The organism is Thiohalomonas denitrificans (assembly GCF_900102855.1).
Taxonomy (GTDB): Bacteria; Pseudomonadota; Gammaproteobacteria; order Thiohalomonadales; family Thiohalomonadaceae; genus Thiohalomonas; species Thiohalomonas denitrificans.
Genome location: NZ_FMWD01000005.1, coordinates 187,819 through 214,659 on the forward strand (window position 1 = coordinate 187,819; position 26,841 = coordinate 214,659).

The following is a 26,841-nucleotide window of genomic DNA, read 5'->3' on the forward strand; positions in this document are numbered from 1 at the left end:
CATCACGTATTCGAACCTCTTTAAGAATTGTACGCAACCCGCTCAATGAATTCATGTAGCCGGTGATCTATGCTTTTCTGTACCGTCTACGGACGGAGTGTTTTAAGGACAGGGAACGTAACCAACCGGGACAGGGAAGCTCTATGGCAACGGCTAGCCGTGTATTGCTGGTGGAAGACCACGCGATTTTGCGTGAAGGATTGCGGGCACTGCTGGCTAACGAGCCCGACCTCAAGGTCATCGGCGAGGCGGCAAATGGCCGTGAAGCCTTGCTGCAAGCGACTGAAACCAAACCGAATCTGGTCCTGATGGATCTCTCCATGCCCGGCACCAACGGTACGGAGGCGATTCAGGACATCAAAAAGCGCCATCCCGTGGTCAAGGTCCTGGTACTCACCATCCACAAGACCGAGGAGTATATTCGGGCTTCGCTGCGCGCCGGGGCCGACGGCTATATCCTCAAGGACGATTCGCACATCGAACTGCTTGTGGCGATTCGCAGCATTTTGAATGGGAAAACCTACTTAAGCCCGGCTATCTGCCAGAATGTGGTCACCGAATATCTGGGCAATAACTCTCTGAACCGTACACCCGCTTCGTGGGAGACACTCACGCGACGCGAGCGCGAAGTCATCAAACTGATTGCTGAAGGCTCACGCAACCGCGAGATTGCGACTTACCTCTCGCTGAGTGAAAAAACCGTGGAGAAGCACCGTTCGAATCTAATGAAGAAGCTGAATGTGCACAGCGCCTCACAACTCACCGCCTACGCCATAAACAATGGGCTTGCCCATTGAAATGCCAAACCGCTGATTCAGGCCGGATGTATTCCGGATAACTCCCCGCCCCCGCCATAAAGGGCACGGTCACCGAGGCCATCCAGACGCGGCAGGTCCATCTCCGGTATCGGCCAGCTCGCTTCAATAGCGAGACCACGGGGTTTCCCCCTGGTAATCACCAGCCGACCACCCGACAACTCGGCGCGCTCGCGCATGTTTTTCAGACCAAATCCGACTCTGCCGGTCGTTTTCAAACCCACACCATCGTCACTGATGCGCAACAGCAACCGACCCTCTTCAAGGGAGAGCGATACCTCGGCACGTTTGGCCTTTGCATGTTTGGCGATGTTGTTGAGCGCTTCCTGGCAAATCCGGAAAATTGGTACCCGCAGGTCGGGGTCCATATCCTCTTCGTCCAGGCCAAACTGCAGGTGTACCCGCAAGGGTCGATAGATTTCCCGAAACTGCCGGCAGAACCACGCCAGCGTAGGCTGCAGTCCAAGGTCATCCAGCATGGCTGGACGCAGATCCATAGCCACACGCCGTACTTCGTCGATGGTGGACTGTACACTGTGCAGAGTCGTTATCAGCGTGTCGCGACCAACCTCGCCGTTCGATTTGGCGTGCTCCAGCAAAGCGCCTTCCAGCAGATATTTGACGGCCGTCAGGCTTTGGCCAATGCCGTCGTGAAGTTCCGCTGCAATGCGCTGACGCTCACTCTCCTGCGCTGACAAACGCTGCCGCGAATGATCCTGAAGCTCGCTAACGGGGGCATCAGCAGCGAAGGCTTTGGTCGATAAAGAGACCCCGGCCAGGTTTGCAAAGATCCGCAGGAGGGAAAGTTCCTGATCCGAAAACAGGTGGTCGGTATGGTAGGCCACCAACAGCACGCCCCAGCGACCCCCGCAGGGTATCGCAACCAGTGCACCGCTACGCATATGGCTGCCGAGGCAGCGCTCTTCGCTGTTCGTGCCGCCCCAGTACTCCCGACCGACCAGGGACACCTCCGGCCTCCCGCCGGAATCGGGGATCCGCCGTCGCAACCAATGCTCCTGGCACTGATCGACCGGCGCCCCGAGGGCCGCCCGGTGTTCCCGCCCGTTGGTATCGAAGATCAGGGCGACCAACTGATCGGCGGATAATACCCGGTTGATTCCGTCCAGCAGCCGCCTTAGCGTTTTTTCAGGCGAAGACGCGTTCTCGCTAGGGTTCAGCTGTTCGACAGCAGACAGCAGCACTTCTGTTTGCCTGGACATCAGATTCACGGCAACGGCCTCATTATCGGACTGGAATGAAGGTGTCGGATTACAGGCCTTGGGGATTAAACCCGCGGGTTTTTTCCCATTGACACTTTTGAATCTAGCCGCTGAGGGGGGTAATGCAAGGCGCCGCGAAAGGCTCGGGCCATCCATAAAAGAAACCAGCCGGGCGTTTTCTCCTACCCAAAAAAGGGGGGTGAAATAGGCAGGCGCCCGACCGGCAAAAAGGGGGATTCATTACGGTTACGCCTCACTCCCTGGCGTAAATAGTGTCAAATCGGTGGCGTTGACTCAGCGATCCTCCTGATCAGAAACACGGGACTTGCTCTGCGACGTCCCCTTTCTCCACTCGACAGCGAAGCCAAAATCGCCCCGCCGGGCCGCCTTCACGGCGGCCAGCAGGACATCACGGGTATCACGCCACTGCCCACCCGCCGATGCCGCACGGCTCCGTGCGTATTCGGCGGAAGTAATGGCGTGCAGACGGGTCCTTGCCGGGGCATTCGGCGCCTGCTGTGCCGCAGCCGGCCAGCAGAATCATTTTTGGAACACCCCTGGACCACATCCTCCATCCTCCGGGTACTTCTGGTCGTTTTCGTGGAATCCGGCGCGAAATACGGCTCTTCGCCGGCAAGAAGATTAAAGCCTAGACAAAGGGGGATTAAAATTGGGGGAACTACCGGGTATGGTTAGGGTTAACCCTTATCCAATACCGGGTAGCGGTGCGGGTGGAATCAGGACCCGAACAGCTGATTCGCCGCCGCTAGTGTACTGTTGCATGCTTGACGGTGCTTTCAGCGAGCCGCTGGCCGGCCAGACCGCTCCTGCGCATCCATGCGCGCGCGGCATTTGTGCATCCATGCACATCATGCAAGGCGCGTTTTGCAGGGAATGGCGCGCCCTTTGCAAGAAACGCAACGCCGCAGATGGCCGGCCAGCGGCTCGCCCGAAGGGAGCCCCCCCAAAAAAGCCATGACGGCGTTGCGGACTCCGTCCCTGGAGTCCGCCCTTCCGGCCAGCCTTCGGCTGTCCGAATCCGCTCCCGGCGGATTCGTGCAGCGCTTGACAAGGGAACGACCATTGCCTGCGCGCTGCGCCTTGTCCTGACGCTTTTGGAGGGCTCTGAAAGTATCGCCAAGCATGCAACAGTGCACTAGTCCCTGCCGGAGCAGAAGAGTACCAGCCGCACCAGCTCCGAGAGAGAGCCGGCCTGGAGCTTTTCCATGACACGAGCCCGGTGGGCCTCGACGGTCTTCAGACTGACCCCCAGGGTGGTGCTGATGACCTTGTTGGGCGCACCCTCCACCACCAGGTCCAGCACCTCCTTTTCACGGGGAGTCAACCGGTTTATACGGCCCAGCACGTCGGCCTTCGCAGCCGTTCTGCAGCGAGTCTCCCGATCTTCCTCGATGGCACGCTGTACCCGTTCAAGGATCACCTGATCATTGAACGGTTTTTCAATGAAGTCAAAGGCACCGGACTTGAGCGCCCGCACAGCCATCGGGACATCGGCATGCCCCGAGATGAAGATCACCGGCAGTTCCATCCCCCGCTCCCGGATCTGCTCCTGCAAGTCCAGTCCGCTCATGCCCGGCATGCGGATGTCGAGCACCAGGCAGCCCGGACGCGAAGGGGCGTAGTTGTCGAGAAAGGCACGGGCCGAAGGAAAGCTCTCCGCAGCCAGTCCAACGGAGCGCATCAGCCAGCTGAGGGAGTCGCGCACGGCTTCATCATCATCAACAATGAAAACGGTAGGCTGTTCGCTGTTCATTAACCTTCTCTGCGAGGATGCAACGGCAGTGAAAACTGGAATACGCTGCCCTCTTTCGATGAAGAGGAGACCGATAGCGTACCGCCGTGGGTTTCGATAATGCCACGGCTGATGGAAAGGCCCAGCCCCATTCCATCCGGCTTGCTGGTCACAAACGGCGCAAACAACGTGTCGACCAATTCCGTGTCGACGCCGGGACCGGTATCCTCCACCCGCACGATCACCCATCCCTTTTGAACACAGGTGGAGATCAATAAACGCCGCTCGTCGGCGACGGTTGTCTGCATGGCTTCGATGGCATTCCGGGCCAGATTAAGCACCACCTGTTCGATCTGTATTCCTCGTCCCTGGACCCGGGCTTCGGCAGGATCCAGGTCGAGTTGGAAAGCGACTCCCTCGCGCCGGGCATCGGGACCGATCAGCACCGCCAAGTCACTGATGCGCCGATTGAGGTCAATGACACTGAGTTCACTTTGATCCTTTCGGACAAAGGCACGTAGCTGGCGAATGATTTCGCCCGCCCGCTGTGCCTGCCCGGCAACCCGTTCCATGACCTCCGTAACCTGCTCCGGAGCAGCATTCCCCGTACGCAGCATGTTGATACAGCCGCGACTGTAATTGGTAACAGCCGCCAGTGGCTGATTGAGCTCGTGGGCGATCCCCGATGCCATTTCACCCATGGTCGAAAGCCGTCCCACATGCGCCAGTTCCATCTGGTGCCGGCGGAGGCGCTCCTGCGCTTCCTTGCGGGCAGTGGTATCACGAAACACCACGACCGCCCCCACGCAATCACCGCGTTCATTATGAACCGGAGTGCTGGTGTACTCGACCGGAAAGCTGGTTCCATCACGGCGCCAGAAAACGTCATCTTCCACATAGCGGGACACGTTATCCCGGGCCGTGGTATACACCGGACACTCCTCCGGGGGATGCGGTGAACCATCGGCCCTGGTGTGATGCAGAACTTCATGCTGATTCCTGCCGATGAGTTCGGCCGCGTTCCACCCGGTCACCTCCTCCATGGCGTGGTTCACGAAAGTCGAGTTGCCCTTCAGATCCACCCCATAAATACCGTCGGCAACCGAATTGAGAATCAGATTGTGCTGCTGTTCCAGGCAGCTGTTGGCGTTTTCCAGCCGGCGATTGAGCCTCCATACCCAGGTACTCATCAGCCCCATCACCAACAGCGCGCCAACACCCGCCAGCAGGTACTGACCATAATAATGGACAACCTCCCAGAAGCTCACCGGACGTTCCGGATAGGGCGGCAGATGAAGCTCCTGGAACAGCTCATGGACCGGCTGGTAATCGAGTGGGATAGTCCAACCCGAATAGCGCCCGGCAAGGGCCACCGGATGCTCCACCGGCATCTGCAGAAGAGCTACGGCCACCTGCTGGGCCAGGCTGTTTGGCGTGTGTTGGAGCTTGGAAAAGGGCCACTCCGGATAGAGCGGCGTACTATGAGCAAAGGGGAACTCGGGATCGCTCCTCTGATGGATAATCCGAATCCGGGAGGGATCGATGCTGCCCACCTGCGCCATTCTCTCCAGAATATCAGTGCGCACAGTGGCGGCGTCGACCTCTCCCGCAAGCACGGCCCGCACCACCCGGTCATGAGTGCCGGCAAAGCGCAACTCGGAGAAATCCCTGTATGGGTCAATGCCCTCCTTGGCCAACTCGCCCCAGGCCATCTGAAAGCCGCCCAGGGAGGTGTGATCCACAGCGGCGAAACGAACGCCTCGCAGATCGGACAAGGTTTGCAAATCGTCACGGTCGGCCCGGGTAAAGACTACACCCCCAAATATATTGTAACCGACGCCACCTCGCCGATTCTTGAGTGTAGCGATTCTCGAAACCCGGTACCGGACCTCGAGGTTGACGTAAATACCCGGATTGGTCAGGACAAAATCGATCTCCCCCCGCTCTACCTTGGGCAGGACTGCATCAAAATCCAGAGGCACAATCCTGAACTGTAATCCCGGCAACGCCCCGTTCAGGTAATCGGCGGTGGGTTCCCATGACCGGAGGGTTGCTTCATCGCCCCGATGGCTGAGCACACCGATGCGTACCTCGAGTTCAGCGACCGAGGGACCGGAAAACAGCAGTAGAAACAGCAATGAGAGGACGACGAACCGGGGCATGACGGCAGCGACTGAAAGAGATCACCCAGATTACCAGCTTTCTTTCCGCCCGTGGAGTCATCGGGCCTTGCCATGCGCCGCTTTCCAGTCAGAGAGCGCGGTAAACGCTTTTTATCTTCGGGTCTTCCTCGTTGGTGATAACGGTGAAACCGACCGAACGCACCAGTGCGAGCATTTCATGGTTGTCGGCGAGGACCTCGCCCTCCATCCTTTTGAGACCACGCTCTCGTGCGGCCTCCATCAGTTGCACCATCAACCGGTGCCCTATCCCGCGATGCTGCCACTCATCCGCTACTACAACGGCAAATTCGCAGCTGATGCCATCCGGGTTGATGATGTATCGGCATACACCCAGTTGGATCTCGCCTTTCTCCTCCTCGAGTACAGCAATCAGCGCCATCTCCCGGTCGTAGTCGATCTGGGTGAACCGGGCCAGCATCGCGGGGGTGAGTTCCTCAAGGGTCTGCATGAACCGGAAATACTTGGCACGCTCGGAGAGCCGGCGGACAAACGCCTGTTCAATCTCCGCATCCTCCGGCCGAATCGGCCGAATCACCACATCGAGACCATCAGGCGTCTGCCAGTGGATCATCAGATGCACCGGGTAGGGATAGATGGCCATATGTCCGTAAGGTCCCTGTCCCACGGTGGGATAATCCACCACGATCCGGGCATCAACGGCTACGGCGCCGTTTTCATCGACAATCAGCGGGTTGATGTCGAGCTCTCGAACCCAGGGCAACTCACAGGCCATTTCCGAGACACGCATGAGCACGCTTTCCAGCGCCTGCATGTCCGCAGGTGGCATGTGCCGAAAGGCTCCCAGGCTTTTGGAGACCCGGGTGCGGCGGATGAGGTCCGCGACCAGGAAATGGTTCAGGGGCGGCAGGGTGACCGCCCGATCGCCCATCACCTCGACAGCCGTCCCGCCCGACCCGAAGGTAATCACCGGTCCGAACAGCGGGTCGGTGATCAGGCCCACCAGCAGTTCACGGCCATTGGGCCGCAACTCCATAGGCTCAATGGTCACGCCATCGATGCGTGCTTCGGGGCGCCGACGGGTCACTTCATTGATCAATTCGTTGTAGGCGGAGCGAACCCCCTGTGCATTGCTGATCCCGAGCCGTACGCCTCCGGCATCGCTCTTGTGGGTGATATCCCGGGAATTGATTTTAAGCGCTACGGGAAAGCCCATGGACTCGGCCTGGATCAGAGCTTCACCCGGGGAGCGGACCACCACCGCCGGGCCCGTCCTGACTTGAAAGGCACCCAATATCGCCTTCGATTCCACCTCGCTCAGCACGTTGCGTCCGTCGGCCAGGGCGCTTTCGATGATCAGGCGCGCCCCCTCGACGTCCGGCTGTCGGCGTCGGCCCACCGGCCCCGGGGTCTGCAACAACAGGTGCTGGTTGCGGTAATAGGCGGTCAAATAGGAAAAGGCCTCGACCGCCGCTTCCGGGGTCTGGAAGCTGGGCAACCCTGAGCGGCGCATCCATTCACGGGATTCGGAAACCTGTATCTGACCCATCCAGCAGGTCAGTACCGGCTTTTTCGCCTTTTTTGCGACCTCGACGACGCCTTCGGCGACTTCCATGGGGCGGGTCATCGCCTGGGGCGTCAGGATCACCAGAACCCCGTCGACTCCCCGATCGGCGAGGCATACCTCAAGGGCCTTTACATAGCGATCCACCGAGGCATCCCCAATCACGTCGACCGGATTGCCGTGGGACCATGTCCCCGGCAAGGCCTGGTCGAGCACACCAAGACTGGCTTCCGAAAGCTCCGCCATGGGAATGCCGAGATCTTCCGCCCGGTCGGTGGCCATCACTCCGGGTCCTCCACCGTTGGTCACCACGGCCAGGCGCTCCCCCTCGGCACGGAATCGTGAGGTGAGTGTCTGCGCAGCTGCAAAGAGATGCCCGATACGCATTCCGCGAACCACACCGGCACGACGCAGGGCCGCATCAAATACATCATCGGAGCCCACCAGGGCTCCGGTGTGCGATTCGGCCGCCCTGGAGCCGGCCGCATGCCGTCCGACCTTGAGCGCGATGACCGGTTTGATCCGGGCCGCCGCACGCAGGCCGCTCACGAAAGAGCGGGAGTTATGAATCCCCTCGATATACAGCAGAATACTGTTGGTTTTGGGGTCGGCGACCAGGTAATCGAGTATCTCGCCGAAATCGAGATCGGCAGAGATCCCGGTGGAAATCACCGTCGAAAAGCCGACATCGTTGGCGGCAGCCCAGTCCAGAATGGCCGTGCACAATGCACCCGATTGCGAAACGAGCCCGAGACGACCCTCTTTTGCGCCGCCCTTGTTGAACGTGGCATTCACACCCAGTCCGGGCCGCATCACCCCCAGGCAGTTCGGTCCCAGAAAGCGGATGCCGTACCTTCTCGCATTCTCCAGCACCGCCTGCTCGAGCTTGCGCCCCTTCGATCCCACTTCCCGGAATCCCGCCGAAAGGATCACTGCTCTACGAATGCCGTGGGCGCCGCAAGCCTCGATGATGTTGGGCACGGTCGGTGCGGGCGTGGCGATCACCGCCAGATCAACCGGTTGGTGCACCTCATCGATCGAAGCGTACGCCTTCTGTCCTCTCACCTTTTCATGCTTGGGGTTGATTGGGAAAACAGGACCTTTAAACCCGCCTTCCAGCATGTTCTGGAACACCAAAGCGCCTACCGAATCCGGTCGGTCACTGGCTCCGAATATAGCCATCGATTCGGGCTCGAAAAGCTGTTTGAGATAGTGCTGCGCCATGCTAAAAAGTCCCTTTTTTCGGCCTTCGCCACAAATCCGACAGCGGATTTTCGCGTTTTCCGGTGCTAACAGGCTGAATGCTAATCAGCCTAGCAGCCTGTCGAACATAAATAATCCAGGGTCCATGCAGAAGATAGGGTGGCACTCAGAGCCCCGCTAAGTGGGCCAGGGCAAGGCGCGGTGGGTTACTCTTTCAATAATCCGAGACCCGGCAAACGCACGAGGATTACTCCCATGGCTACTGCCTATATCACTCACCCCGACTGCCTACTGCACAACATGGGCGATATCCATCCGGAAGCAGCCATTCGTCTGCAGGCGATTCAGGATCATCTGATTGCCACCGGACTGATGGAACTCCTGCATCCGGTCGATGCACCGAATGTCACCCGCGAACAGCTGGAGCGGGTCCATCTCCCCTCCTACATCGATGAACTGGAGGCCATTCACCCTGAGGGAGCTCTGGTGCAGCTCGATCCGGACACCGCCATGAACGAATACACACTGGCAGCGGCCCGGCGTGCGGCGGGTGCCGTGATCAAAGGGACCGAGATGGTGATTGCCGGCAAAGTGGAAAACGCCTTTTGCGCCGTCCGGCCGCCGGGCCACCACGCAGAACCGGGAAGGGCAATGGGATTCTGCTTTTTCAACAATGTGGCCGTAGGAGTAGCCCACGCACTGCAGGCGCTCGGACTGAAGCGGGTCGCTATCGTGGATTTCGATGTCCACCACGGTAACGGGACCGAAACGATATTCAGGGAAGACGAACGGGTCCTGATGGCATCATCGTTTCAGCATCCGTTTTACCCCTGGACGGCGATCGTCGAACGCCCCAACAGGATTCATGTCCCCCTTGCTGCGGGCAGTAACGGCGCTGCTTTTCGTGAAGCTATTGAAACCAGCTGGTTTCCGGCCCTTGAGGAGTTTGCACCGGAGATGATTTTCATCTCCGCCGGATTCGACGGCCATGCCCGGGAAGAGCTCGGCCAGCTGCGACTGACCGAGGCCGACTTTGGCTGGGTGACCGAGGGAATCGTGGAAGTGGCGCACCGTCATGCCGGTGGCCGGGTGGTTTCGGTGCTGGAAGGCGGCTATGTACCGGATGCACTGGCCCGAAGCGTAGGGCATCACCTCAGGGCCTTGATGGGACTGAACGACTGATCATCCACTACCCGCCCGGTGCCGGACAGCCCGGGCTGCGAAACTTATTGCCGCTCGAAAAAGCGCCTTAGCTCTTCGGCATCCTGGACATAGATGGTCTGTCCCTCCACCTTTATCAGTCCGTCACGGTTCAGACGACCGAAGATCCGCGACAAGGTCTCCGGCTGAATGGAGAGACGCGAGGCGAGCAGGTGTTTGGGTGAGCCAAGCAATATGCGGTCACCGTCGCGCGGCTGATCGAGAAGGTAACCGATGACCCGTGCCGTGGCATTGTGAAGCGTCAACCGATCGATTTCATTGATCTGGCTATGCAGACGCATGGAGAGCCCGGCCAGCAGCCGAAAGCAGCTATCCGGAGAGGTCCGCAATAGATTCAGAAAACGCCGGCTCTCGAACCCCACCACCTCGCTCCGCTCGATGGCTTCGGCATTGACGGGATACTCCTGCCGCTCCATGAAGGCAATCGCCTCACCGAATACCTGCCCGGCCCGAATCAGTTCAACAACCTTCTCCTCACCGTCCGCCGACAATCGCGTCAGCTTGATGAGTCCACTGCGCAGCCAGAAGAAGCGCTCCGAGGGATCCCCGTGCGAAAACAGTCTCTCCCCGTGCTGCAACTCCTGATATGCCGCATATTCCAGCAGGGTTTCGGTCTGTTCTTCGCTTAAACCGCTGAACAGATAAATACCCTTCAGTTCCTGGCTAATCCCGACAATATTATGCATCGCTTCTCCGGGTCTCCGGATTCATAACGTCGCCACATTAACCCGCCGGCCCCGCACCTGCAATCCGTGGAGTAAGATAATGGACGCTGAACAGGCGTTCACGGTCGGTCCAGACGCCGCCGGGGACAAAGCCGGCGTTCGCAGCGAGGCGATGAAATTCCTGAATCGTATACTTGTAGGAATTCTCGGTGTGAATGGTTTCACCCGGTAAAAAACGAAACCGAAGACCCGCGACCGAGACCTCTTGGGCGGCCTCACTGCGCAGGTGCATTTCAACACGCCCCTTGTCCGTGTCATAAAAAGCCTGGTGATGGAACCGGTTGACATGAAAATCGCCCTGCAGTTCACGGTTGAGTCGCGTAAGCAGATTCAGATTGAACTCCGCCGTAATTCCGCGGATATCGTTATAGGCAGCATCCAGCCGCTCGGGTTCCTTTTTCAGGTCGACGCCGATCAACAGTCCCCCGTCGGGCCCCACGAACCCGGCGGCATTGACGAGGAAGCGCTTCGCCTCGTGAGGTTCGAAATTACCAATGGTGGAACCCGGGAAGAAGACCACGCGCCGGCCCGGAGGGACAAAGCTCGAGAGCACCTCGAACTGGGAAAAATCAGCACATGCGGAGGCCACTTCCAGGCGCGGAAAACGGGTCGCCAGCCGCTGGGCAGCTTCCCGTACATGGTCACCGCAGATGTCGGTGGGCACGTAAGCCGCAGCCGGCAAGTGGCAAAGCAGAAGCTCCGCCTTGTGACAGCTCCCGGCGCCCGGCTCGATGAGCACACACTCTTCACCAATCAGGCCCGCAATACCCCTGGCATTGTCACGCAGTATTGCCGTTTCGGTGCGTGTCGGATAGTACTCCGGCAGCTCGCAGATGATGTCGAACAGGGCGGACCCGCGAGCATCATAAAGGAGTTTTGGCGACAACCGTTTCGGCCGCCGCGCCAGTCCGCCGACCACCTCTTCACGCAGATGCATGGGTTCCGGGCCGGCATCGAAAAAACGGGGGTAGGAAACTGCTGTATTCATGCATCCTCCGCCAAACGTATCCCGAGAAACTGCCAACGGTCATGGGGATAGAAGAAGTTTCGGTAGCTCGCCCTGAAATGATCCCGGGGCGTCACGCAGGAGCCGCCCCGCGCTACCATCTGATTGCACATGAACTTGCCGTTATATTCACCGAATGCGCCCTCGCCCCGCCGGTAGCCCGGATAAGGGCCATAGGGACTGCGGGTCCACTCCCATACATCGCCAAAGAGCTGTAACGGCTTTTTCCGGCCCTCCTCCGCCGGCTCCGGATGAAACCTGCCCCGTTCACGAAAATTTCCATCGACTCTCCGGCCACGGGCCGCATGTTCCCACTCCTGTTCACTCGGCAGCCGCTTACCGGCCCAGGTGGCATAGGCATCGGCTTCGAAATAACTGACGTGCGATACCGGTTCATCGGCATTCAGGGGCCGTAACCCGGCCAGGGTGTATTCGAACCACTGCCCGTCTATCTGCCGCCAGTGCAGCGGAGCGTCCCAGTCATGTGCCCGAAGCACACTCCAGCCATCGGAGAGCCACAGGGAAGGCTCGGAATAACCGCCCTCTTCGATAAAGGCCTGGAATTCTCCGTTAGTGACCGGCCGGGAGGCCAGCCGGAAGCCCTGCAGCAAGACCCGGTGGCGCGGTGTTTCGTTGTCAAAGGCAAAAACGTCACCGCTGTGCCCGATCAAGGGTTCCGCAGGTTCGAAGTGCAACCAGGAGAGGGCCGGAGCCTGCCGCCCGGAGGGCGCGGGCAGATCCTCCCGGTAGGCGGGATAGAGGGGATTGAGTGAAAGATTCTGCTTCAAATCGGTGAGCAGGAGCTCCTGGTGTTGCTGTTCATGGTTTATCCCCAGCTGCAGGCGCCAGGCGATTTCGGCCCAATCGGCGACTGTAGCAGTATTCACCAGCGAGACGATCGCCTCGTCGACACAGGCACGATAAGCGTAGACCTCCTCGACCGTCGGCCGGGACAATTCTCCCCGGCGAGAGCGCGGCCACTGGGCACCGACACTGTTGTAATAGGAATTGAACAGAAACTCGAAAAGCGGGTGGAATGGGCGGTAACGGGGCACGAACACCTTCAGCAGGAAGGTTTCGAAAAACCACGTCACATGGGCCAGATGCCACTTGGGCGGACTCGCCTCGGGGATGGTCTGCACCACATAATCTTCGATCGCCAGCGGGTCGCAGAGCTTTTCGCTGACGTCACGAGTCCCACGGTACTGGTCGATGAGCTGCTCCCTCTTGTCATCGGCCACGTGTAATCCCTCGGTTCGGGGCATTCTCGCTCCTTTCCTGTCGCGGGGCCATCGACATCAATAGCCCCTTGCCCGGGCGTACAGCCAACCCCCGGTCGGTAAACCGGTATGACCCGCAAGGATTGAAGGTTGCACTTACCAGGCCGTTTGAAAAAACGGATCAGCCGGAGCTCGGGCTCCACCTTGCTATGATGATAGTTAATCGTGACAGGGACGGGGAAGTGTACTGTTGCATGCTTGTCGGTGCTTTCAGCGAGCCGCTGGCCGGCCAGATGCAAAGCGCGTTTCGCAGGGAATGGCGTGCCCTTTGAAGTGCAGGGACGCACAAATGCCGCGGGCGCAGGGATGCGCAAGAGCGGTCCAAGAAACGCAACGCCGCAGATGGCCGGTCAGCGGCTCGCCCGAAGGGAGCCCCCCAAAAACGCCATGACGGCGTTGCGGACTCCATCCCTGGAGTCCGCCCTTCGGGCCAGCCTTCGGCTGTCCGAATCCGCTCCCGGCGGATTCGTGCAGCGCTTGACAAGGGAATAACCATTGCCTGCGCGCTGCGCCTTGTCCTGACGTTTTTGGGAGCTCTGAAAGCATCGTCAAGCATGCAACAGTACACTAGGAGGCACGGATGGCGGGGATAATCTCAGGGGGAAACGGCGACGGCGGCATCCAGCTCGGGCCGGCCTATCCACCGCTGGATATCATCGATCGGGGAGATGTATTGATCGTACGGGCCCTGGTCCCCGGATTTCCGAGAAAGTGCCTGGATATCTCTGTCGACGTGCAGCACCTGTTCCTGCGGGGACGCCGCCCGATGAAACAGGAGAGTGGCGCCTATCTCAGCCACGAAAGAGCACTCGGAAACTTTGAACGCACCGTGGCGCTACCCGTGCCGGTAGACGCCGACCACACCCACGCCCACCTGGAGAACGGCGTACTGGAACTGACCCTCCCCAAACTCGAACCCGCCCGCCCACTCCGGGTCGAGGTGCATTGAGACCACAGGTGCGAGATACAAGATACGAGGTGCGAGGTGCGAGGTGCGAGGTGCGAGTGCGCTTGGTGCTCCTCCTGATAAATCTGCCCCTGCTGCTCAGGCCCGAATCACTGAAGAACTGATAACCACGGAGACACGGGGACCACGGGGTAAAACAAGTTTTGGGGTTATTTTCTCCCCCGTGCGCCCCGCGTTCCCCGTGGTTAACCGCCGTTCGTGTCGATAGTTATGAAAGCCTCCAGCAGTGCAAGCAGGCGCGCTGCCTTGTCGAAGCTCTCCTGGTATTCCGCTTCGGGATCGGAATCCATCACGATGCCGCCGCCGGCGGCGAAGCGGATCTCTCCGTCGGAGTGCACCAGGGTGCGGATGGCAATATTGGTATCCATCGCACCGTCAAAACCGATGTAACCGATGCTTCCGCAGTAGAGGCCGCGTGGTTCGGGTTCCAGCTCTTCGATGATCTCCATCGCGCGTCGTTTGGGCGCTCCGGTGATGGAGCCTCCCGGGAAACACCCTTCCAGCAGATCGAGGGCGTCCTTCTCCGGGGCAAGTCGGCCGGTTACGCTGGAAACCAGATGGTGCACCGAAGCGAATGATTCGACTTTAAACAGTTCCGGAACGCGAATACTCCCCGTTGCACAGCTTTTGCCAAGGTCATTACGAAGCAGATCGACGATCATCACGTTCTCCGCGCGATCTTTCGGACTTTCCCCCAGCTCCGCCGCCAGTTGGCGGTCCCGTCCCGCTTCCTCGTGACGGGGCCGCGTACCCTTTATCGGACGCGTCTCCACACTTCCCGCCCGCACTTGGAGAAACCGCTCTGGTGAGGCACTCAGTACCTGCCCGGAGGGCGTGTTGAGATAGGCGGCAAATGGGGCAGAATTGATGTGCCGAAGCTGGCGATAGGCCGCCCAGAGATCACCGGAGACAGATGCGGAAAAGGTCTGGGCAAAGTTCACCTGGTAGCAGTCGCCCTCCACCAGGTAACGCTGAATGCGCGCCAGGCGTTCAAGATACGCTTCCCGTGTCAGATTGGATTCCGGTGTGCCGAGGGTCTGGAAGCGGCGCATCCGCGGGATAGCCGGCACCTCGAAGGTCTTCACCCACTCTGCCCAGGTGGCACGAGTATGTGGGTCGCGGCAGGAGGAGACCAGGCGCGTCTTTTGCTGCCGGTGATCGACCACAAGCGCCCAGTCGTAGAGACCAATCGCCATTTCGGGGAGGGCCGCGGCCGGGCGCTCCCGATCGGGCGAATCCTCCAGATAACAGGCCAGATCGTAGGCGAAGTAGCCCAGGGCGCCGCCGGCAAACGGAATCCCGTCAGGCAGCGGCCGCATCTGCGGGCCCAGATAGCGCCGCACCAGCGCCAACGGGTTTCCTTCGACCGTCTTTGACGCACCCTCGCGAGGCGTTATCGTGGTACTTCTCCCTTCTGTAGTCAGGGTCAGAAAGGGGTCGGCGACAAGGATATCGAAACGTCCACAGCCGGCACTGTCCAGCAGCATCGACCAGGCACGGTCTGCTACCGCCCCGAACAGTTCGCCACTGTCCGCCCGGTAAGGCAGCTCGCTACAAAGGTATGGGGCCGGGATGGCCAAAGGAGGGTATTGAAAACGGCACCCCGCTGCCGTGGCGCGGGGTGCCTGGCGGATTTAGTAACCGCCCTTGCGCCGACTCTCGGGGAGACCGCCAATCTTCGCGGCCTGCTTGGAGGGCTGCATGGGGAACAGGGTATAGATATCCTTGGAGGAAAGCTTCTCGCCCCATTTTTCCGACATGGCCTTGACGATGTTGCGATCGTTGGGCTGGTTGCCGCCATTATTGATGTACTCGTCGCGCAGATAATTGACGACATCCCAGGACTTTTCGGTCATCTCCACGCCTTCGGCAGCGGCGATGGCCTTGCCAACCTCTTCATTCCAGGCATTGATGTCGGTCAGGTAGCCGTTGGCGTCGGACTCAACCGTGGTACCGTTGACTTCATAAGGCATTTTTTTTTCTCCTAGCTGGTTCTGATTTGAAGGTCAATTTCGAAAAAGAATCGCAAAGGTGCAAAGCACGCCAAGATGCCAAAAACCGGTGAATTGCACAACTCAGCGACCAGCCACTGACTTGCCGGATCCGCCGACCTTTTCACCTTCTTTATGCTCCTGACCCATTGCGACCTGGCAAAAAGCTACTTTTTAGTAACGGTTTTATGGGGAATGAAAACCCCGAAGCCGCGCTTGCGGCCTGGACCGACACCCTGCTCCTGGAGCCGTACCGCATCCTCCCGGGACAAGTCCGCGACGAAAAGGCTGCGCGTAATCACCTCTCCATCGGTGGTCCGGAAAACGTGCATCTTACCGCAAAGTATCTTCTTGAAGCGCACGCCGATCGCTTTTAGCTCCTCGACACTGCGCTGCAGAAAGGCCTCTTCGTCCTCGGCCGGGTCGGAAACGACGTGGCGGGAATAGAGTGCCGAGTGGGTGCTCAACGGCCGCCGCGTGGGCTTGCCCAGGGTCATGTCGTAACCTGCCACCCTCAGGGTCTGGCCAGTGAGTGCCTCGGCCTCCTCCACCTGCTCTCTGGGCAGGCGCAGCGTCAGTTTGGTGCGCCGGGACAGGTACAGGAGTTCATCGCTGTCTTCGGGGCGCTCCCAGCCATTGCCCGATTCGGCACCGTGGATAAGGTGAAGCCCGGCAGCCTCCACCGCGTCGAACCAGGGAAGTGCCTCGCATATCGCCTGGTAGAGCGCATCGGCATGGTCCACGGGCAGCGCCCGGCAGCGCATGTCGAAAGCGACATCCAGCACATCTTCGGGAACGACAAACTCTTCCTGCTCTTCGTCTTCGCGCCAGTAAATACTCATGATTGCTCGGGTATCTTCGCCCTTAGTGTGTCACGATCAAACCACCAGCTCTCCTCGACGATAACATCAAGAATCTTCGCCAGCCTCGGCAAAAACTTGGCCGGATCATTGAGCTCCAGGCGCTCGATCCAGAATTCGAAGACCTCTTGTTCATCCACCTGGCCATGGCGCCGCGCGACATCGCCGAGCAGTTGCATGGTGAAGAACTGGAGATCATCCCGCTGCTGACCTTCGGCCCGGAGGTCGGTGATATATCGGGCAGCGGCCGCCGCCACGGCGGCGCCATCGGAATTATCCGGGGTCTCCTCCACCATGTACTGCAGCATCGCCACCGACAACTCCGGATCAATGGGGAACGTCACGCCCAGCCAGATCCCGTGAGCCAGGGCCTTGACGGAATCGGGCCGGTCGGCCTGAAACAGCACATCGGTGGCCTCTACCGCACGCAGCCAGTTTTCACTCGCAATCGCTTCATCGAAGATCGGTTTGGCGACCTCCCACGCCTCCTCGCGGCGCTCCAGGTCCAGAAGCACATAAGCGGAATCCAGAAGCAACTTCATCCGGGAATCCGCTGCGGCGTCCATGGGCAGGCTCTCCAGATCCTCGCGCACTGACTGCAGCTGCAGCTCCAGCCGCTGGCTCGATGCCACCGCATCGGTCGAGCACTCTGCCTCGCCGAGGTTCGCCTCTGTTCTCAAGTATTTCACGCCAAATCGCTCCTATTTCGACTGTTTTGTGCGCAAAGTCTACGCCAAGGCGGGTAGAAAAAAGCGGGCCAGACCCATACCGCTATCGGCTGCGACCCGATGTCCCCGTGGCTTATACGGAGCTCTCGGCTTACAGGTCAGCCGTTCAGGCTTTTCTCTACGCTCCGACGTCTTGCGGTTCGCGGTCGCTGTTACGTAAACACCGCCTCCAGACGGTCTTCCCAGTTTTCCGGGGTATCCGGAAACGGCGGTTTGACATCGATGCGGAAGAACATTTCCGTCTTGGCGCGCTCCTCGACCGTCTCCAGCAGCTGATCGAAGGATTCGATCTGCGGATTCTGTATCAGTATCTCGCTCAGGTAGAGCATCACAGTTCACCTTGTTTAGGTAGTGTCCGGACATCAGTAGTTCCCGGCGAAGAAGAACGAATCGCTTCGTCCCTGCCGGCGCATCGCAGTCCCCGTAGCTGTCAGCTGTTCATCCGGGCAGACGCCTGAGGACAGGAGATGTCGTCACAAGGGGACTTTTTCAACCCTTCCAGACAATCTCGCACCCGCCCGCTAAAGAATATTGAACCGGGAACAATACCTGCTGACAAGTGCCTAAAAAAAGCGGAAACTACTGAAGGTATCCCTCGGGATGGACTTAAGCTACTAACATTCCACATGATTTTGCGAATGCATATAGTTGATTTAATTAGCTATTCAGAAAATTCATAGATAATGAAACGGCAACAGCGTTATTTTTTATATATCCCATTTAGGATAGCTTATATCGCCCCCTCACCCCCCCATCGTGAGGATATTGCACTTCATTAGGAACCTCTAAACTTTGGCCTCAATTGATAGTAGGACTTCCTGCATCAATAACGTCTTTAGGAATATGCAGGGTTTCGTGAGCAGTACCTGCAGCCTGGACCTGGCCTAGCCGAAAGCGACTCAGGCGAATCCGGGAGGCCAGAAACCCAAGTTGAAGACTGTACGGGAGAAGAAACCGATGGCGAAAAAATTGCAAGATACACCGATGCTCGACCAGCTGGAAAGCGGTCCATGGCCGAGCTTCATCACCGGACTGAAACGTCTGGCGAATGACGGTAAGGAATACTCCGATATGGTCGTCGACCTGCTCGGACAGCTGGAAACCTCCTACCAGACCAAAAAAGGTTACTGGAAGGGCGGTACCGTCGGTGTAATCGGTTATGGCGGCGGCGTTATCCCCCGCTTCACCGAATTGCTGGACGAAAGCAAAAAACCGATGTTCCCGGCCGCGGCCGAGTTCCATACCCTGCGTATCATGCCGCCCCCGGGCATGCACTATGATACCGCCACGATTCGCAAGTTCTGCGACATCTGGGAGCAGTACGGCTCCGGCCTTATCGCCTTCCACGGCCAGTCCGGCGACATCATGTTCCAGGGCTGCACCACCGATAACGTCCAGCCCGCCTTCGACGCACTCAACGAAATGGGCTTCGATCTGGGCGGTGCCGGTCCGGCTGTCCGTACCGGTATGTCCTGCGTCGGCGCCGCACGTTGCGAGCACTCCTGCACTGATGAAGGCCGTGCCATGCGCATGCTGGTCAACGCCTTCCTGGACGACATGCATCGTCCAGCTCTGCCCTACAAGTTCAAGTTCAAGGTCTCCGGTTGCGGTAACGACTGCATGAACTCCATTCAGCGTGCCGACATGTCCATGATCGGTACCTGGCGCGATGACATGAAAGTCGACCAGGGCGAGTTCAAGAACTATGTCGAGACCAAGGGTCGCAAGTGGATCGTCGACAACGTCATCACCCGTTGCCCCACCCAGGCGCTGTCCCTGAACGAAGACGACACCCTCGATGTCAAGAACTCGGACTGCGTTCGTTGCATGCACTGCATCAACGTCCTCACCAAGGCGCTCTCTCCCGGTGACGACAAAGGCATCAGCATCCTGGTCGGCGGCAAGCGTACCCTGAAGATCGGTGATCTGATGGGCACCGTTATCGTGCCGTTCATGAAGCTCGATACCGACGAAGATTACGAGAAGCTGGAAGAACTGGCCGGAGAGATGATCGACTTCTTCGCCGAAAACGCTCTGGAGCACGAGCGTACCGGTGAAATGATTGAGCGTATCGGCCTGATCAACTTCCTCGAAGGCATCGGTCTCGATGTCGATCCGAACATGGTTACCCAGCCGCGTTCGAACCCGTACATCCGCATGGATGGCTGGGACGAGGAAGCCAAAAAATGGTTCGAGCGTAAGGCCGGCTGAGCGCAAACGCCTCGACTTGAATGGATAGCGGAACGGTCCTCCGGACCTTCCGCCCAGAGACAAAGAACTGATCACTGGAGGTAAAGATGAACGCACCTCGCATGCCCATTGAGAGTGGTGTACCGGATCCGTTTCCGTACATGCACCCGACCCTGAAGGCCAACTACGGCCAGTGGGCCTGGCACGACCGCCCGCGTCCGGGTGTTCTGCACCACGTCGCCAAAGGCGGCGACCAGGTCTGGACCGTTCGCGCTGGTACCCAGCGTCAGATGGATGTTCATACCATCCGTAAGCTGATGGACATCGCCGACGAGTTCGCCGACGGCTACGTCCGCTTCACCATTCGCTCCAACATCGAATATATGGTGTCTGACGAGTCCAGGGTGAACCCCCTGATCGAGAAGCTGGAGTCTGAAGGCTTCCCCATCGGTGGCACCGGCAACTCCATTTCGATGATTTCCCACACCCAGGGCTTCCTGCACTGCGACATCCCGGGCACCGACGCCTCGGGTGCTGTCAAGGCCCTGATGGATGAACTTCATCACGATTTCACCCACGAGGAAATGCCGAACCGCGTGCGCATGACCACCTCCTGCTGCCAGATCAACTGCGGCGGCCAGGGTGACATCGCCATCAACATCCAGCACACCAAGCCGCCCAAGATCAACCATGACCTGGTGGCCAACGTGTGTGAGCGCCCATCGGTTGTGGCTCGTTGCCCGGTTGCGGCTATTCGCCCGGCCATGGTCAACGGCAAGCCGTCTCTCGAGGTCGACGAGAAGAAGTGTGTCGCCTGCGGCGCCTGCTTCCCGCCCTGCCCGCCGATGCAGATCAACGATCCGGAGCACTCCAAGCTGGCCATCTGGGTCGGTGGCAAGAACTCCAACGCCCGTAGCAAGCCGACCTTCCACAAGCTGGTCGCTGCCGGCCTGCCGAACAATCCGCCGCGCTGGCCTGAAGTTGCCGAGGTCGTGAAGAACATCCTCAAGGCTTACAAGGAAGACGCGAAAGATTACGAGCGCATGGGCGAGTGGGCAGAGCGTATCGGTTGGCCCCGTTTCTTCGAGAAGACCGGCCTGCCGTTCACCAAGTACCACATCGACAACTGGCGCGGTGGTCGCGTTAACCTGAACGCGTCTGCTCACATCCGCTTCTAAGAACGGTTCAAAGCAAAAAGAAAGGGTTGAGCTAATGAAGTTCACGGTACAAGTCAACGAAGGACCCTATCAGCACCAGGCGTCCGACAGCGCGTACCTGTTCACAAAGGCTGCTCTGGAGAAGGGACACGAGATCTATCGTGTCTTCTTCTACCACGACGGCGTGAACAACGGCACTCGTCTGACAACGCCTCCGCAGGATGATCGGAACATCGTCAATCGTTGGAGTGAACTTGCCGAACAGCACAACCTCGATCTGGTTATCTGCGTTGCCGCGGCCCAGCGCCGCGGCATCGCCGACGCCGACGAGGCGAAACGCAACGGCAAAGACGCTGACAACATCGCCCCGGGCTTCCGCATTTCGGGCCTGGGCCAGCTCATCGAAGGCGGCATCCAGTCCGATCGGCTGGTCGTGTTTGGTGACTAACGATTGGGGGTGAGACGATGAGTGAAGAAATGATGGGGGGAGAGGTAAAGAAGTTCCTGTACATGAACCGCAAGGCTCCGTACGGAACGGTTTACGCCCTCGAATCCCTGGAAGTGGTTCTGATCGGTGCCGCTTTCGAGCAGGACGTCACCCTGGTATTCCTGGATGACGGTGTTTACCAGCTCACCAAAGGTCAGGACAACAGCGATTCGGAAATGAAGAACTTCTCTCCGACCTATCGCGCTCTGGAGATGTACGACGTGGAAAAGCTCTATGTCGGCAAAGAATCTCTGGAAATGCGTGGTCTGACCGAAGAAGACCTGTTGGTGGATGTCGAGGTGAAAACCGCCGACGAGATCCGCGACCTGATGGAAGAGATGGACGTCGTCCTTAGCTTCTAACCGGGGGAAGAGAAATGTTACATACCGTCAACAAGTCGCCGTTCGAGAAGAACAGTCTGGACACCTGCCTGGCTCACGCCAAAGAAGGTAGCGCCATTCTGCTGATCGAGGACGGCGTGTACGGCGCCACGAAAGGCACTGCCGTATCCGAAAAAGTGCAGGAAGCAATGAGCAAGTTCACCGTTTATGCCCTTGAGCCCGACGTCAAACTGCGTGGCGTTGCCAACAAGGTGATGGACGGCGTGAAATTGGTGGATTACGCGGGTTTTGTCGACCTTGCCGTCGAGAACGACAAGGTACAGGCCTGGCTGTAATTTGGTGTAAACCCACTACGAATCAATCTCAAAGGAGATAGTGTCATGGCTACGATGGACGTTGCAGGTAATAGCGTTGAAGTTGACGAGGAAGGCTACCTCACCAACATCAATGACTGGGATAAGGATGTGGCTATTGAGTTGGCCAAGTCCGAGAACCTTGAAATGACCGAATCTCACTGGGAAGTTATCGAATTCCTGCGTGAGTACTACCAAGAGTACCAGATTGCTCCGGCAGTCCGCGTACTGACCAAAGCCATTGGCAAAAAGCTTGGGCCAGAGAAAGGCAACAGCAAGTATCTCTACGAACTGTTCCCGTACGGCCCGGCCAAGCAGGCCTGCAAGATCGCTGGTCTGCCGAAGCCGACCGGCTGCATTTAAGTCAGGATCGGGGAGGCCCCTGGAGGCCTCCCCACCCCTACTGTCCGTAGTTCGGAGGGTCGATTGATGGCAGGGCTTTTTTATGCCGCACTGTTTTATTTCGCGACGGCGTTTTTCGTTGGCGGTCTCGCCTACAAAATCTACAAATATGCGAAAACGCCGGCGCCCCTGAAGATTCCGACCACACCCGCCCCGACAACCAAGAGCGGCGTGGTGGCACGCATGGCTCGCGAGGTCGTCTTCTTCGAAAGCCTGTTCAAGGGCAACAAATGGATCTGGCTGTTCGGCTGGATGTTCCATGTAGGGCTGGCATTGGTGCTGCTGCGCCATCTGCGCTACTTCATGGATCCTATCCCGGGCGTAATCGTCTTTATTCAGCCGTTCGGCATGTATGCGGGTTTCGCCATGGCGATTGGGCTGCTCGGCCTGTGGGGCCGCCGCCTGGTTGTTGACCGCATTCGCTATATTACAAACCCTTCGGACCACCTGATGCTTGCACTGCTGGTGGCCATTGGTGGAAGTGGTCTGATGATGAAGTTCGTGGCTCATACCGACATTATCGCCGTCAAGACCTTCTTCCTGGGACTGATGAGCTTCAGTCTGCAGCCGTTGCCGACAGACCCGCTTCTGTTGATCCATCTGGCCCTGGTCGCCGTACTGATGATCATCTTCCCGATCAGCAAGCTACTGCACGCGCCGGGCGTATTCTTTAGCCCGACCCGTAATCAGGTCGATAACCCGCGCGAGCGTCGGCACGTGGCCCCCTGGGCTGCTGAGCTGGACAAGTCGTAATCGGACGAAAGAACGAGGAGAATCTGCGTGGCCGCTGATTTCCAGACACCGGAATTTAGGGAATACCCCGCTGTTCCCAACAAGCTGGTTCCCGACGCAACGGCGCACCTGAAGCCGTTCGTCGCCAAGCCGGATCACAACGAGAAGCTCGGCTTCCCGGGCGAACTGGTGGACGACTGGCACGATAAGGCCATCGAGAAGATGGGCGACCTGCTGGGCAAGTACCGCGGCCTGCAGGTTTTCCTGGATGCCTGCGTCAAATGTGGTTCGTGTACCGACAAATGCCATTACTACCAGGGTACGTCGGACCCGAAAAACATGCCCGTAGCGCGCCAGGATCTGCTGCGTAGCGTCTATCGTCGCCACTTCACCTTTGCCGGGAAGTACTTCCCCAAACTGGTGGGTGCCCGGGAACTGGACAGAGAGGTGCTGGACGAGTGGTACAGCTACTTCCACCAGTGCTCGCAATGCCGTCGCTGCTCGGTGTTCTGTCCTTATGGTATCGACACCGCCGAGATCTCCATGGCCGCCCGCGAGATCCTGGATACCATCGGCTACGGCCAGAAGTACTGCAACGAGATTCTCGGCAAGGTACAGACGGTCGGTAACAATCTCGGTCTCCCTGGTCCGGCCCTCAAGGCCACCATGGCAGAATTCGAAGAGGAGATGGAAGACGATACCGGTCTGCCGATCAAGTTGCCGATTGACGTCGAAGGCGCCGACGTGCTGCTCATCACGCCCTCTGCGGACTTCTTTGCCGAGCCTCACATCGATGGTCTGATGGGGTACGCCAAGGTCTTCCACGAGGCGGGGATCAGCTGGACGCTCTCCTCGTATGCAGCCGAAGCAGCCAATTTCTCCATGTTTATCGGCTCCTACTCCAACATGAAGGTGGTGGCCGAGCGTATCCGCAAAGCGGCACTGGATCTCGGGGTCAAACGCATCATGGTCGGCGAGTGCGGCCACGCCTGGCGTGTCGCCTACAGCTTCTGGAATACCGTTGCCGGCGTCGGCTCGGGTGCCGCGGAAGATGACGAATACGGCCAGAAACTGCAGAAGCAGCTGGATCACCGCTATCCGATCCCTCAGCACATCTGTGAGTTCACCTACGGCCTCCTGCAGGAAGGGAAACTGCGACTTGATCCGGCCGCCAACGACCACAGGACCGTTACCTTCCACGACTCCTGTAACGTGGCGCGTGCGTCGAGGATGGGTGACAAGCCCGGAGGCCAGTTCGATATTCCGCGCGCCCTGCTCAAGGCGGCGTGCAACAACTACGTCGACATGGATCCCGATACCATTCGTGAGGTGACCTACTGCTGCGGTGGCGGCGGCGGTCTGCTGACCGATGACCTCATGGAGATCCGCGTCAAGGGTGCCCTCCCCCGTATGGAGGCACTCAAGGATGTGATGCAAAACCAGGGTGTGACCAACATGGCGGCCATCTGCGCCATCTGTAAGGCCCAGTTTGCCAAGGTCATGCCCTATTTCGACATCCCGATGGATACCATTCTCTCCACACATCAAATCGTGGGTGATGCACTGGTTATGTCGGGTTCGACGCAGGAAACGGCACTCGATGGCGGAGACGACTCTTCGGAAAAAGCCGAAGGGACCGTCGAGGCTACCCAGTAACGAACAACCAAAACGACGGGCTTCGCGCCAGGTATTCACCTGCGAAGCTAGGTTAATGGCATAGGAGACTAGACATGGCGACTTCTAGTGACGATATGAAAAAAGATTTTACCTACCGCCGCTACCAGGACGGTGACGACAAACATGGGCCGTTGAACCAGGAGATCTTCCAAGCAAGCTGGACTCACAAGTGCCCGACCTACGTTCACCGGACCCCGCCGTGCCAGGGCAGTTGCCCCTCCGGCCACGACGTTCGCGGCTGGCTGGATATCGTCCGCGGCATCGAGAAGCCTGCCGGCGAAATGACGATGCCGGAGTATGCATTCCGTCGTAACACCGATGCCAACCCGTTTCCCTCCATCATGGGTCGTGTCTGCCCCGCCCCCTGTGAGGATGGCTGCAACCGCAACATGGTTGAAGATCACGTCGGTATCAATTCGGTCGAACAGTACATTGGCGATACGGCGCTGAGAGAAGGGTACAAATTCGAAGTCGGGGAAGACACCGGCAAGAAGATCGCCGTCATCGGCGGCGGCCCGGCCGGACTCGCCGCGGCCTACCAGCTGCGTCGCAAGGGTCACGCCGTGACCATCTTCGAAGCCTATGACCTGCTCGGCGGCATGATGCGCTACGGCATCCCCGGCTACCGTACTCCGCGTGATGTCCTTGATGGTGAAATCAACCGTATCGTCGAGATGGGTGTCGAAGTGAAGACCGGCACCAAAATCGGTGTGGACGTCAAGCTGGATGATGTCGAGAAAGAGTACGATGCCGTTCTGTTCGCCATGGGCGCCCAGTCGGGCCGTCCGCTGCCGATCCCCGGTGCCGATGCCGTCAACTGCATCAGCGGCGTCGCCTTCCTGGCTGCCTTCAACGAAGACCGCCTGAAGGCTGTATCCGGCCGGGTCGTGGTCATTGGTGGTGGTGATACCTCCATCGACGTGGCATCTGTCGCCCGCCGTCTGGGTCATATCTCGGTCGAGAACGAAAAAGATCGCCCGGAGCACGTCATCATCAACCAGACCGCTCACGATGCGGCCATGGTGGCGAACCGCACCGGTGCGGATGTCATGCTGATCTCCCGCTCTCCGGTCGAGAAAATGCCGGCTGCCGAGCATGAAATCGAGGATGCCACCCGCGAAGGTGTCAGCATTCGCGGTCAATTGAACCCGGCCGAAGTCATCAAGGGTGAGGACGGCCGCGCCAAGGCGCTGCGGGTCCAGAAACTGGAAGCCGATGGGAAAACCCCCATTGAAGGTGAATTCGAGGACATCGAAGCCGAACTCATCGTCGCTGCCATTGGTCAGACCGGTGACTGGGAAGGCATGGAAGGCCTCGCCAACGATCACGGCCTGATGGACGCGGACAAGCACTTCCAGGTTCCGAACAAGCCGGGCTACTTCGTTTGCGGCGATATCGTGCGTCCGCACCTGCTGACCACTGCCATCGGCCAGGCCTCCATCGCCTGCGAGAGCATCGATCACTATCTGAAACATGAGCAGCTGGTGAAACGTCCGAGGGTGGACGTGCATCACTTCGATCTCATGAACAAGCTGATGGAAACGGGTCTGCAGCCGGAGCACTTCCAGGCCGAGCCGAAAACCGACCTCACCACCAAGGATATTGATGTCGGCCTGCGCGGTACCTCCGAAGCCGGATACGCGGTACATAACTACGAAGACCGCTCGCAGAACGAAATCATCCCGGCCGATGAGCTCTTCCTGGGACACTTCGACTATACGCCGCGGCACAAGCGCAAGAGCATCGAGGTTACCTCCGAGGAGGTTCTCGGTCACTTCGAAGAGCGTCTCCAGCCGTTGGCCGAAGAGGAAGCGATCGACGAAGCCAAGCGCTGCATGAGCTGCGGCATGTGCTTCGAGTGCGATAACTGTGTGGTGTTCTGTCCGCAGGAAGCCGTCAAGAAGGTGCCGGCCAACCAGCGCACCATGGGTCGCTACGTCTATACCGACTACGACAAGTGCATCGGTTGCCATATCTGCGCCGACGTCTGCCCGACCGGCTACATCGATATGGGCATGGGTGAATAAG

General features: G+C 58.9%; 24 protein-coding genes and 2 pseudogenes. 12 read left to right on the top strand and 14 right to left on the bottom strand.

Annotated features, from left to right (window positions below; all coding sequences use genetic code 11):
• Positions 1-143 precede the first annotated feature (143 nt).
• A complete protein-coding gene (locus BLP65_RS09415) occupies positions 144-797 on the top strand; it encodes a response regulator (protein WP_092995916.1) in 654 nt (217 codons plus the stop codon).
• A 17-nt stretch (positions 798-814) separates the two neighbouring features.
• Here the strand turns inward: BLP65_RS09415 and BLP65_RS09420 are convergent, their stop codons facing one another.
• From BLP65_RS09420 to BLP65_RS09435, 6 genes and pseudogenes are all read right to left on the bottom strand, one after another.
• Positions 815-2,035 carry a GAF domain-containing sensor histidine kinase gene (locus BLP65_RS09420; protein WP_175452509.1) on the bottom strand — a complete coding sequence of 407 codons (1,221 nt, stop codon included), beginning with the start codon at positions 2,033-2,035 and terminating at the stop codon, positions 815-817.
• A 1,156-nt stretch (positions 2,036-3,191) separates the two neighbouring features.
• Positions 3,192-3,809 (bottom strand): response regulator transcription factor, encoded by a 618-nt coding sequence (locus BLP65_RS09425; protein WP_092995923.1) that lies wholly within the window; start codon positions 3,807-3,809, stop codon positions 3,192-3,194.
• Positions 3,809-4,234 (bottom strand): sensor histidine kinase, encoded by a 426-nt coding sequence (locus tag BLP65_RS17405; protein ID WP_399351681.1) that lies wholly within the window; start codon positions 4,232-4,234, stop codon positions 3,809-3,811. Before BLP65_RS17405 ends, BLP65_RS09425 begins: the two co-directional genes overlap by 1 nt.
• Before the next feature lie 60 nt (positions 4,235-4,294).
• A pseudogene (locus BLP65_RS17410) lies at positions 4,295-4,522 on the bottom strand (histidine kinase dimerization/phospho-acceptor domain-containing protein); the annotation flags it as partial.
• Positions 4,523-4,546: 24 nt separating this feature from the next.
• Positions 4,547-5,950: pseudogene (locus BLP65_RS09430) on the bottom strand (PhnD/SsuA/transferrin family substrate-binding protein); the annotation flags it as partial.
• Between the two features lie 88 nt (positions 5,951-6,038).
• Positions 6,039-8,717 (bottom strand): bifunctional acetate--CoA ligase family protein/GNAT family N-acetyltransferase, encoded by a 2,679-nt coding sequence (locus BLP65_RS09435; RefSeq protein ID WP_092995929.1) that lies wholly within the window; start codon positions 8,715-8,717, stop codon positions 6,039-6,041.
• 234 nt (positions 8,718-8,951) lie between these two features.
• Between BLP65_RS09435 and BLP65_RS09440 the strand changes: the two genes are divergently transcribed.
• On the top strand, positions 8,952-9,878 hold the full coding sequence (locus tag BLP65_RS09440) for a histone deacetylase family protein (RefSeq protein WP_092995932.1): 927 nt from the start codon (positions 8,952-8,954) through the stop codon (positions 9,876-9,878).
• A gap of 44 nt (positions 9,879-9,922) precedes the next feature.
• Here BLP65_RS09440 and BLP65_RS09445 read toward each other — a convergent pair whose 3' ends face one another.
• From BLP65_RS09445 to egtB, 3 genes are read right to left on the bottom strand one after another with little or no spacing between them, the layout of a single operon-like run.
• Complete coding sequence (locus BLP65_RS09445; protein WP_092995935.1) at positions 9,923-10,603, bottom strand: Crp/Fnr family transcriptional regulator; 681 nt, start codon at positions 10,601-10,603, stop codon at positions 9,923-9,925.
• Positions 10,604-10,640: 37 nt separating this feature from the next.
• Positions 10,641-11,630: an L-histidine N(alpha)-methyltransferase gene (gene egtD, locus BLP65_RS09450; protein WP_175452510.1), complete on the bottom strand. Its 990-nt coding sequence runs from the start codon at positions 11,628-11,630 to the stop codon at positions 10,641-10,643.
• Positions 11,627-12,913, bottom strand: coding sequence for an ergothioneine biosynthesis protein EgtB (gene egtB, locus BLP65_RS09455; RefSeq protein ID WP_092995938.1), 1,287 nt, complete (start codon positions 12,911-12,913; stop codon positions 11,627-11,629). Before egtB ends, egtD begins: the two co-directional genes overlap by 4 nt.
• Positions 12,914-13,508: 595 nt before the next feature.
• Here egtB and BLP65_RS09465 point away from each other — a divergent pair.
• Complete coding sequence (locus BLP65_RS09465) at positions 13,509-13,877, top strand: Hsp20/alpha crystallin family protein (RefSeq protein WP_092995944.1); 369 nt, start codon at positions 13,509-13,511, stop codon at positions 13,875-13,877.
• Positions 13,878-14,080: 203 nt separating this feature from the next.
• Here BLP65_RS09465 and pabB read toward each other — a convergent pair whose 3' ends face one another.
• The 5 genes from pabB to BLP65_RS09490 all read right to left on the bottom strand — a co-directional run bounded on the left by pabB (position 14,081) and on the right by BLP65_RS09490 (position 17,803).
• Positions 14,081-15,475 (bottom strand): aminodeoxychorismate synthase component I, encoded by a 1,395-nt coding sequence (gene pabB / locus BLP65_RS09470; RefSeq protein WP_317623054.1) that lies wholly within the window; start codon positions 15,473-15,475, stop codon positions 14,081-14,083.
• Between the two features lie 54 nt (positions 15,476-15,529).
• A complete protein-coding gene (locus BLP65_RS09475; protein ID WP_092995947.1) occupies positions 15,530-15,868 on the bottom strand; it encodes a TusE/DsrC/DsvC family sulfur relay protein in 339 nt (112 codons plus the stop codon).
• A 185-nt stretch (positions 15,869-16,053) separates the two neighbouring features.
• Positions 16,054-16,728 carry a type I-MYXAN CRISPR-associated protein Cas6/Cmx6 gene (cas6, locus tag BLP65_RS09480; protein WP_245688286.1) on the bottom strand — a complete coding sequence of 225 codons (675 nt, stop codon included), beginning with the start codon at positions 16,726-16,728 and terminating at the stop codon, positions 16,054-16,056.
• Positions 16,725-17,435, bottom strand: a complete 711-nt coding sequence (locus BLP65_RS09485; protein WP_092995950.1) for a hypothetical protein — start codon at positions 17,433-17,435, stop codon at positions 16,725-16,727. Before BLP65_RS09485 ends, cas6 begins: the two co-directional genes overlap by 4 nt.
• A gap of 191 nt (positions 17,436-17,626) precedes the next feature.
• Complete coding sequence (locus BLP65_RS09490; protein ID WP_092995953.1) at positions 17,627-17,803, bottom strand: sulfur relay protein DsrC; 177 nt, start codon at positions 17,801-17,803, stop codon at positions 17,627-17,629.
• 628 nt (positions 17,804-18,431) lie between these two features.
• Between BLP65_RS09490 and dsrA the strand changes: the two genes are divergently transcribed.
• From dsrA to BLP65_RS09535, 9 genes are all read left to right on the top strand, one after another.
• Positions 18,432-19,685, top strand: coding sequence for a dissimilatory-type sulfite reductase subunit alpha (gene dsrA / locus BLP65_RS09495; RefSeq protein ID WP_092995955.1), 1,254 nt, complete (start codon positions 18,432-18,434; stop codon positions 19,683-19,685).
• An 86-nt stretch (positions 19,686-19,771) separates the two neighbouring features.
• Positions 19,772-20,842 (top strand): dissimilatory-type sulfite reductase subunit beta, encoded by a 1,071-nt coding sequence (gene dsrB, locus BLP65_RS09500; protein WP_092995958.1) that lies wholly within the window; start codon positions 19,772-19,774, stop codon positions 20,840-20,842.
• A 34-nt stretch (positions 20,843-20,876) separates the two neighbouring features.
• On the top strand, positions 20,877-21,269 hold the full coding sequence (gene tusD / locus BLP65_RS09505; protein WP_092995961.1) for a sulfurtransferase complex subunit TusD: 393 nt from the start codon (positions 20,877-20,879) through the stop codon (positions 21,267-21,269).
• Between the two features lie 17 nt (positions 21,270-21,286).
• Positions 21,287-21,670 (top strand): sulfurtransferase complex subunit TusC, encoded by a 384-nt coding sequence (gene tusC, locus BLP65_RS09510; RefSeq protein WP_092995964.1) that lies wholly within the window; start codon positions 21,287-21,289, stop codon positions 21,668-21,670.
• Between the two features lie 14 nt (positions 21,671-21,684).
• Positions 21,685-21,984, top strand: a complete 300-nt coding sequence (gene tusB / locus BLP65_RS09515; RefSeq protein ID WP_092995967.1) for a sulfurtransferase complex subunit TusB — start codon at positions 21,685-21,687, stop codon at positions 21,982-21,984.
• A gap of 45 nt (positions 21,985-22,029) precedes the next feature.
• The gene (locus BLP65_RS09520; protein ID WP_092995970.1) at positions 22,030-22,365 is read left to right on the top strand and encodes a TusE/DsrC/DsvC family sulfur relay protein; all 336 of its coding nucleotides are present in this window, start codon (positions 22,030-22,032) and stop codon (positions 22,363-22,365) included.
• Positions 22,366-22,431: 66 nt separating this feature from the next.
• Positions 22,432-23,157, top strand: coding sequence for a respiratory nitrate reductase subunit gamma (locus BLP65_RS09525; RefSeq protein WP_092995973.1), 726 nt, complete (start codon positions 22,432-22,434; stop codon positions 23,155-23,157).
• Between the two features lie 27 nt (positions 23,158-23,184).
• Positions 23,185-24,792 (top strand): sulfate reduction electron transfer complex DsrMKJOP subunit DsrK, encoded by a 1,608-nt coding sequence (gene dsrK, locus BLP65_RS09530; protein ID WP_092995976.1) that lies wholly within the window; start codon positions 23,185-23,187, stop codon positions 24,790-24,792.
• A gap of 74 nt (positions 24,793-24,866) precedes the next feature.
• A complete protein-coding gene (locus BLP65_RS09535; protein ID WP_092995979.1) occupies positions 24,867-26,840 on the top strand; it encodes an NAD(P)-binding protein in 1,974 nt (657 codons plus the stop codon).
• The last annotated feature ends 1 nt before the right edge of the window (position 26,841 follow it).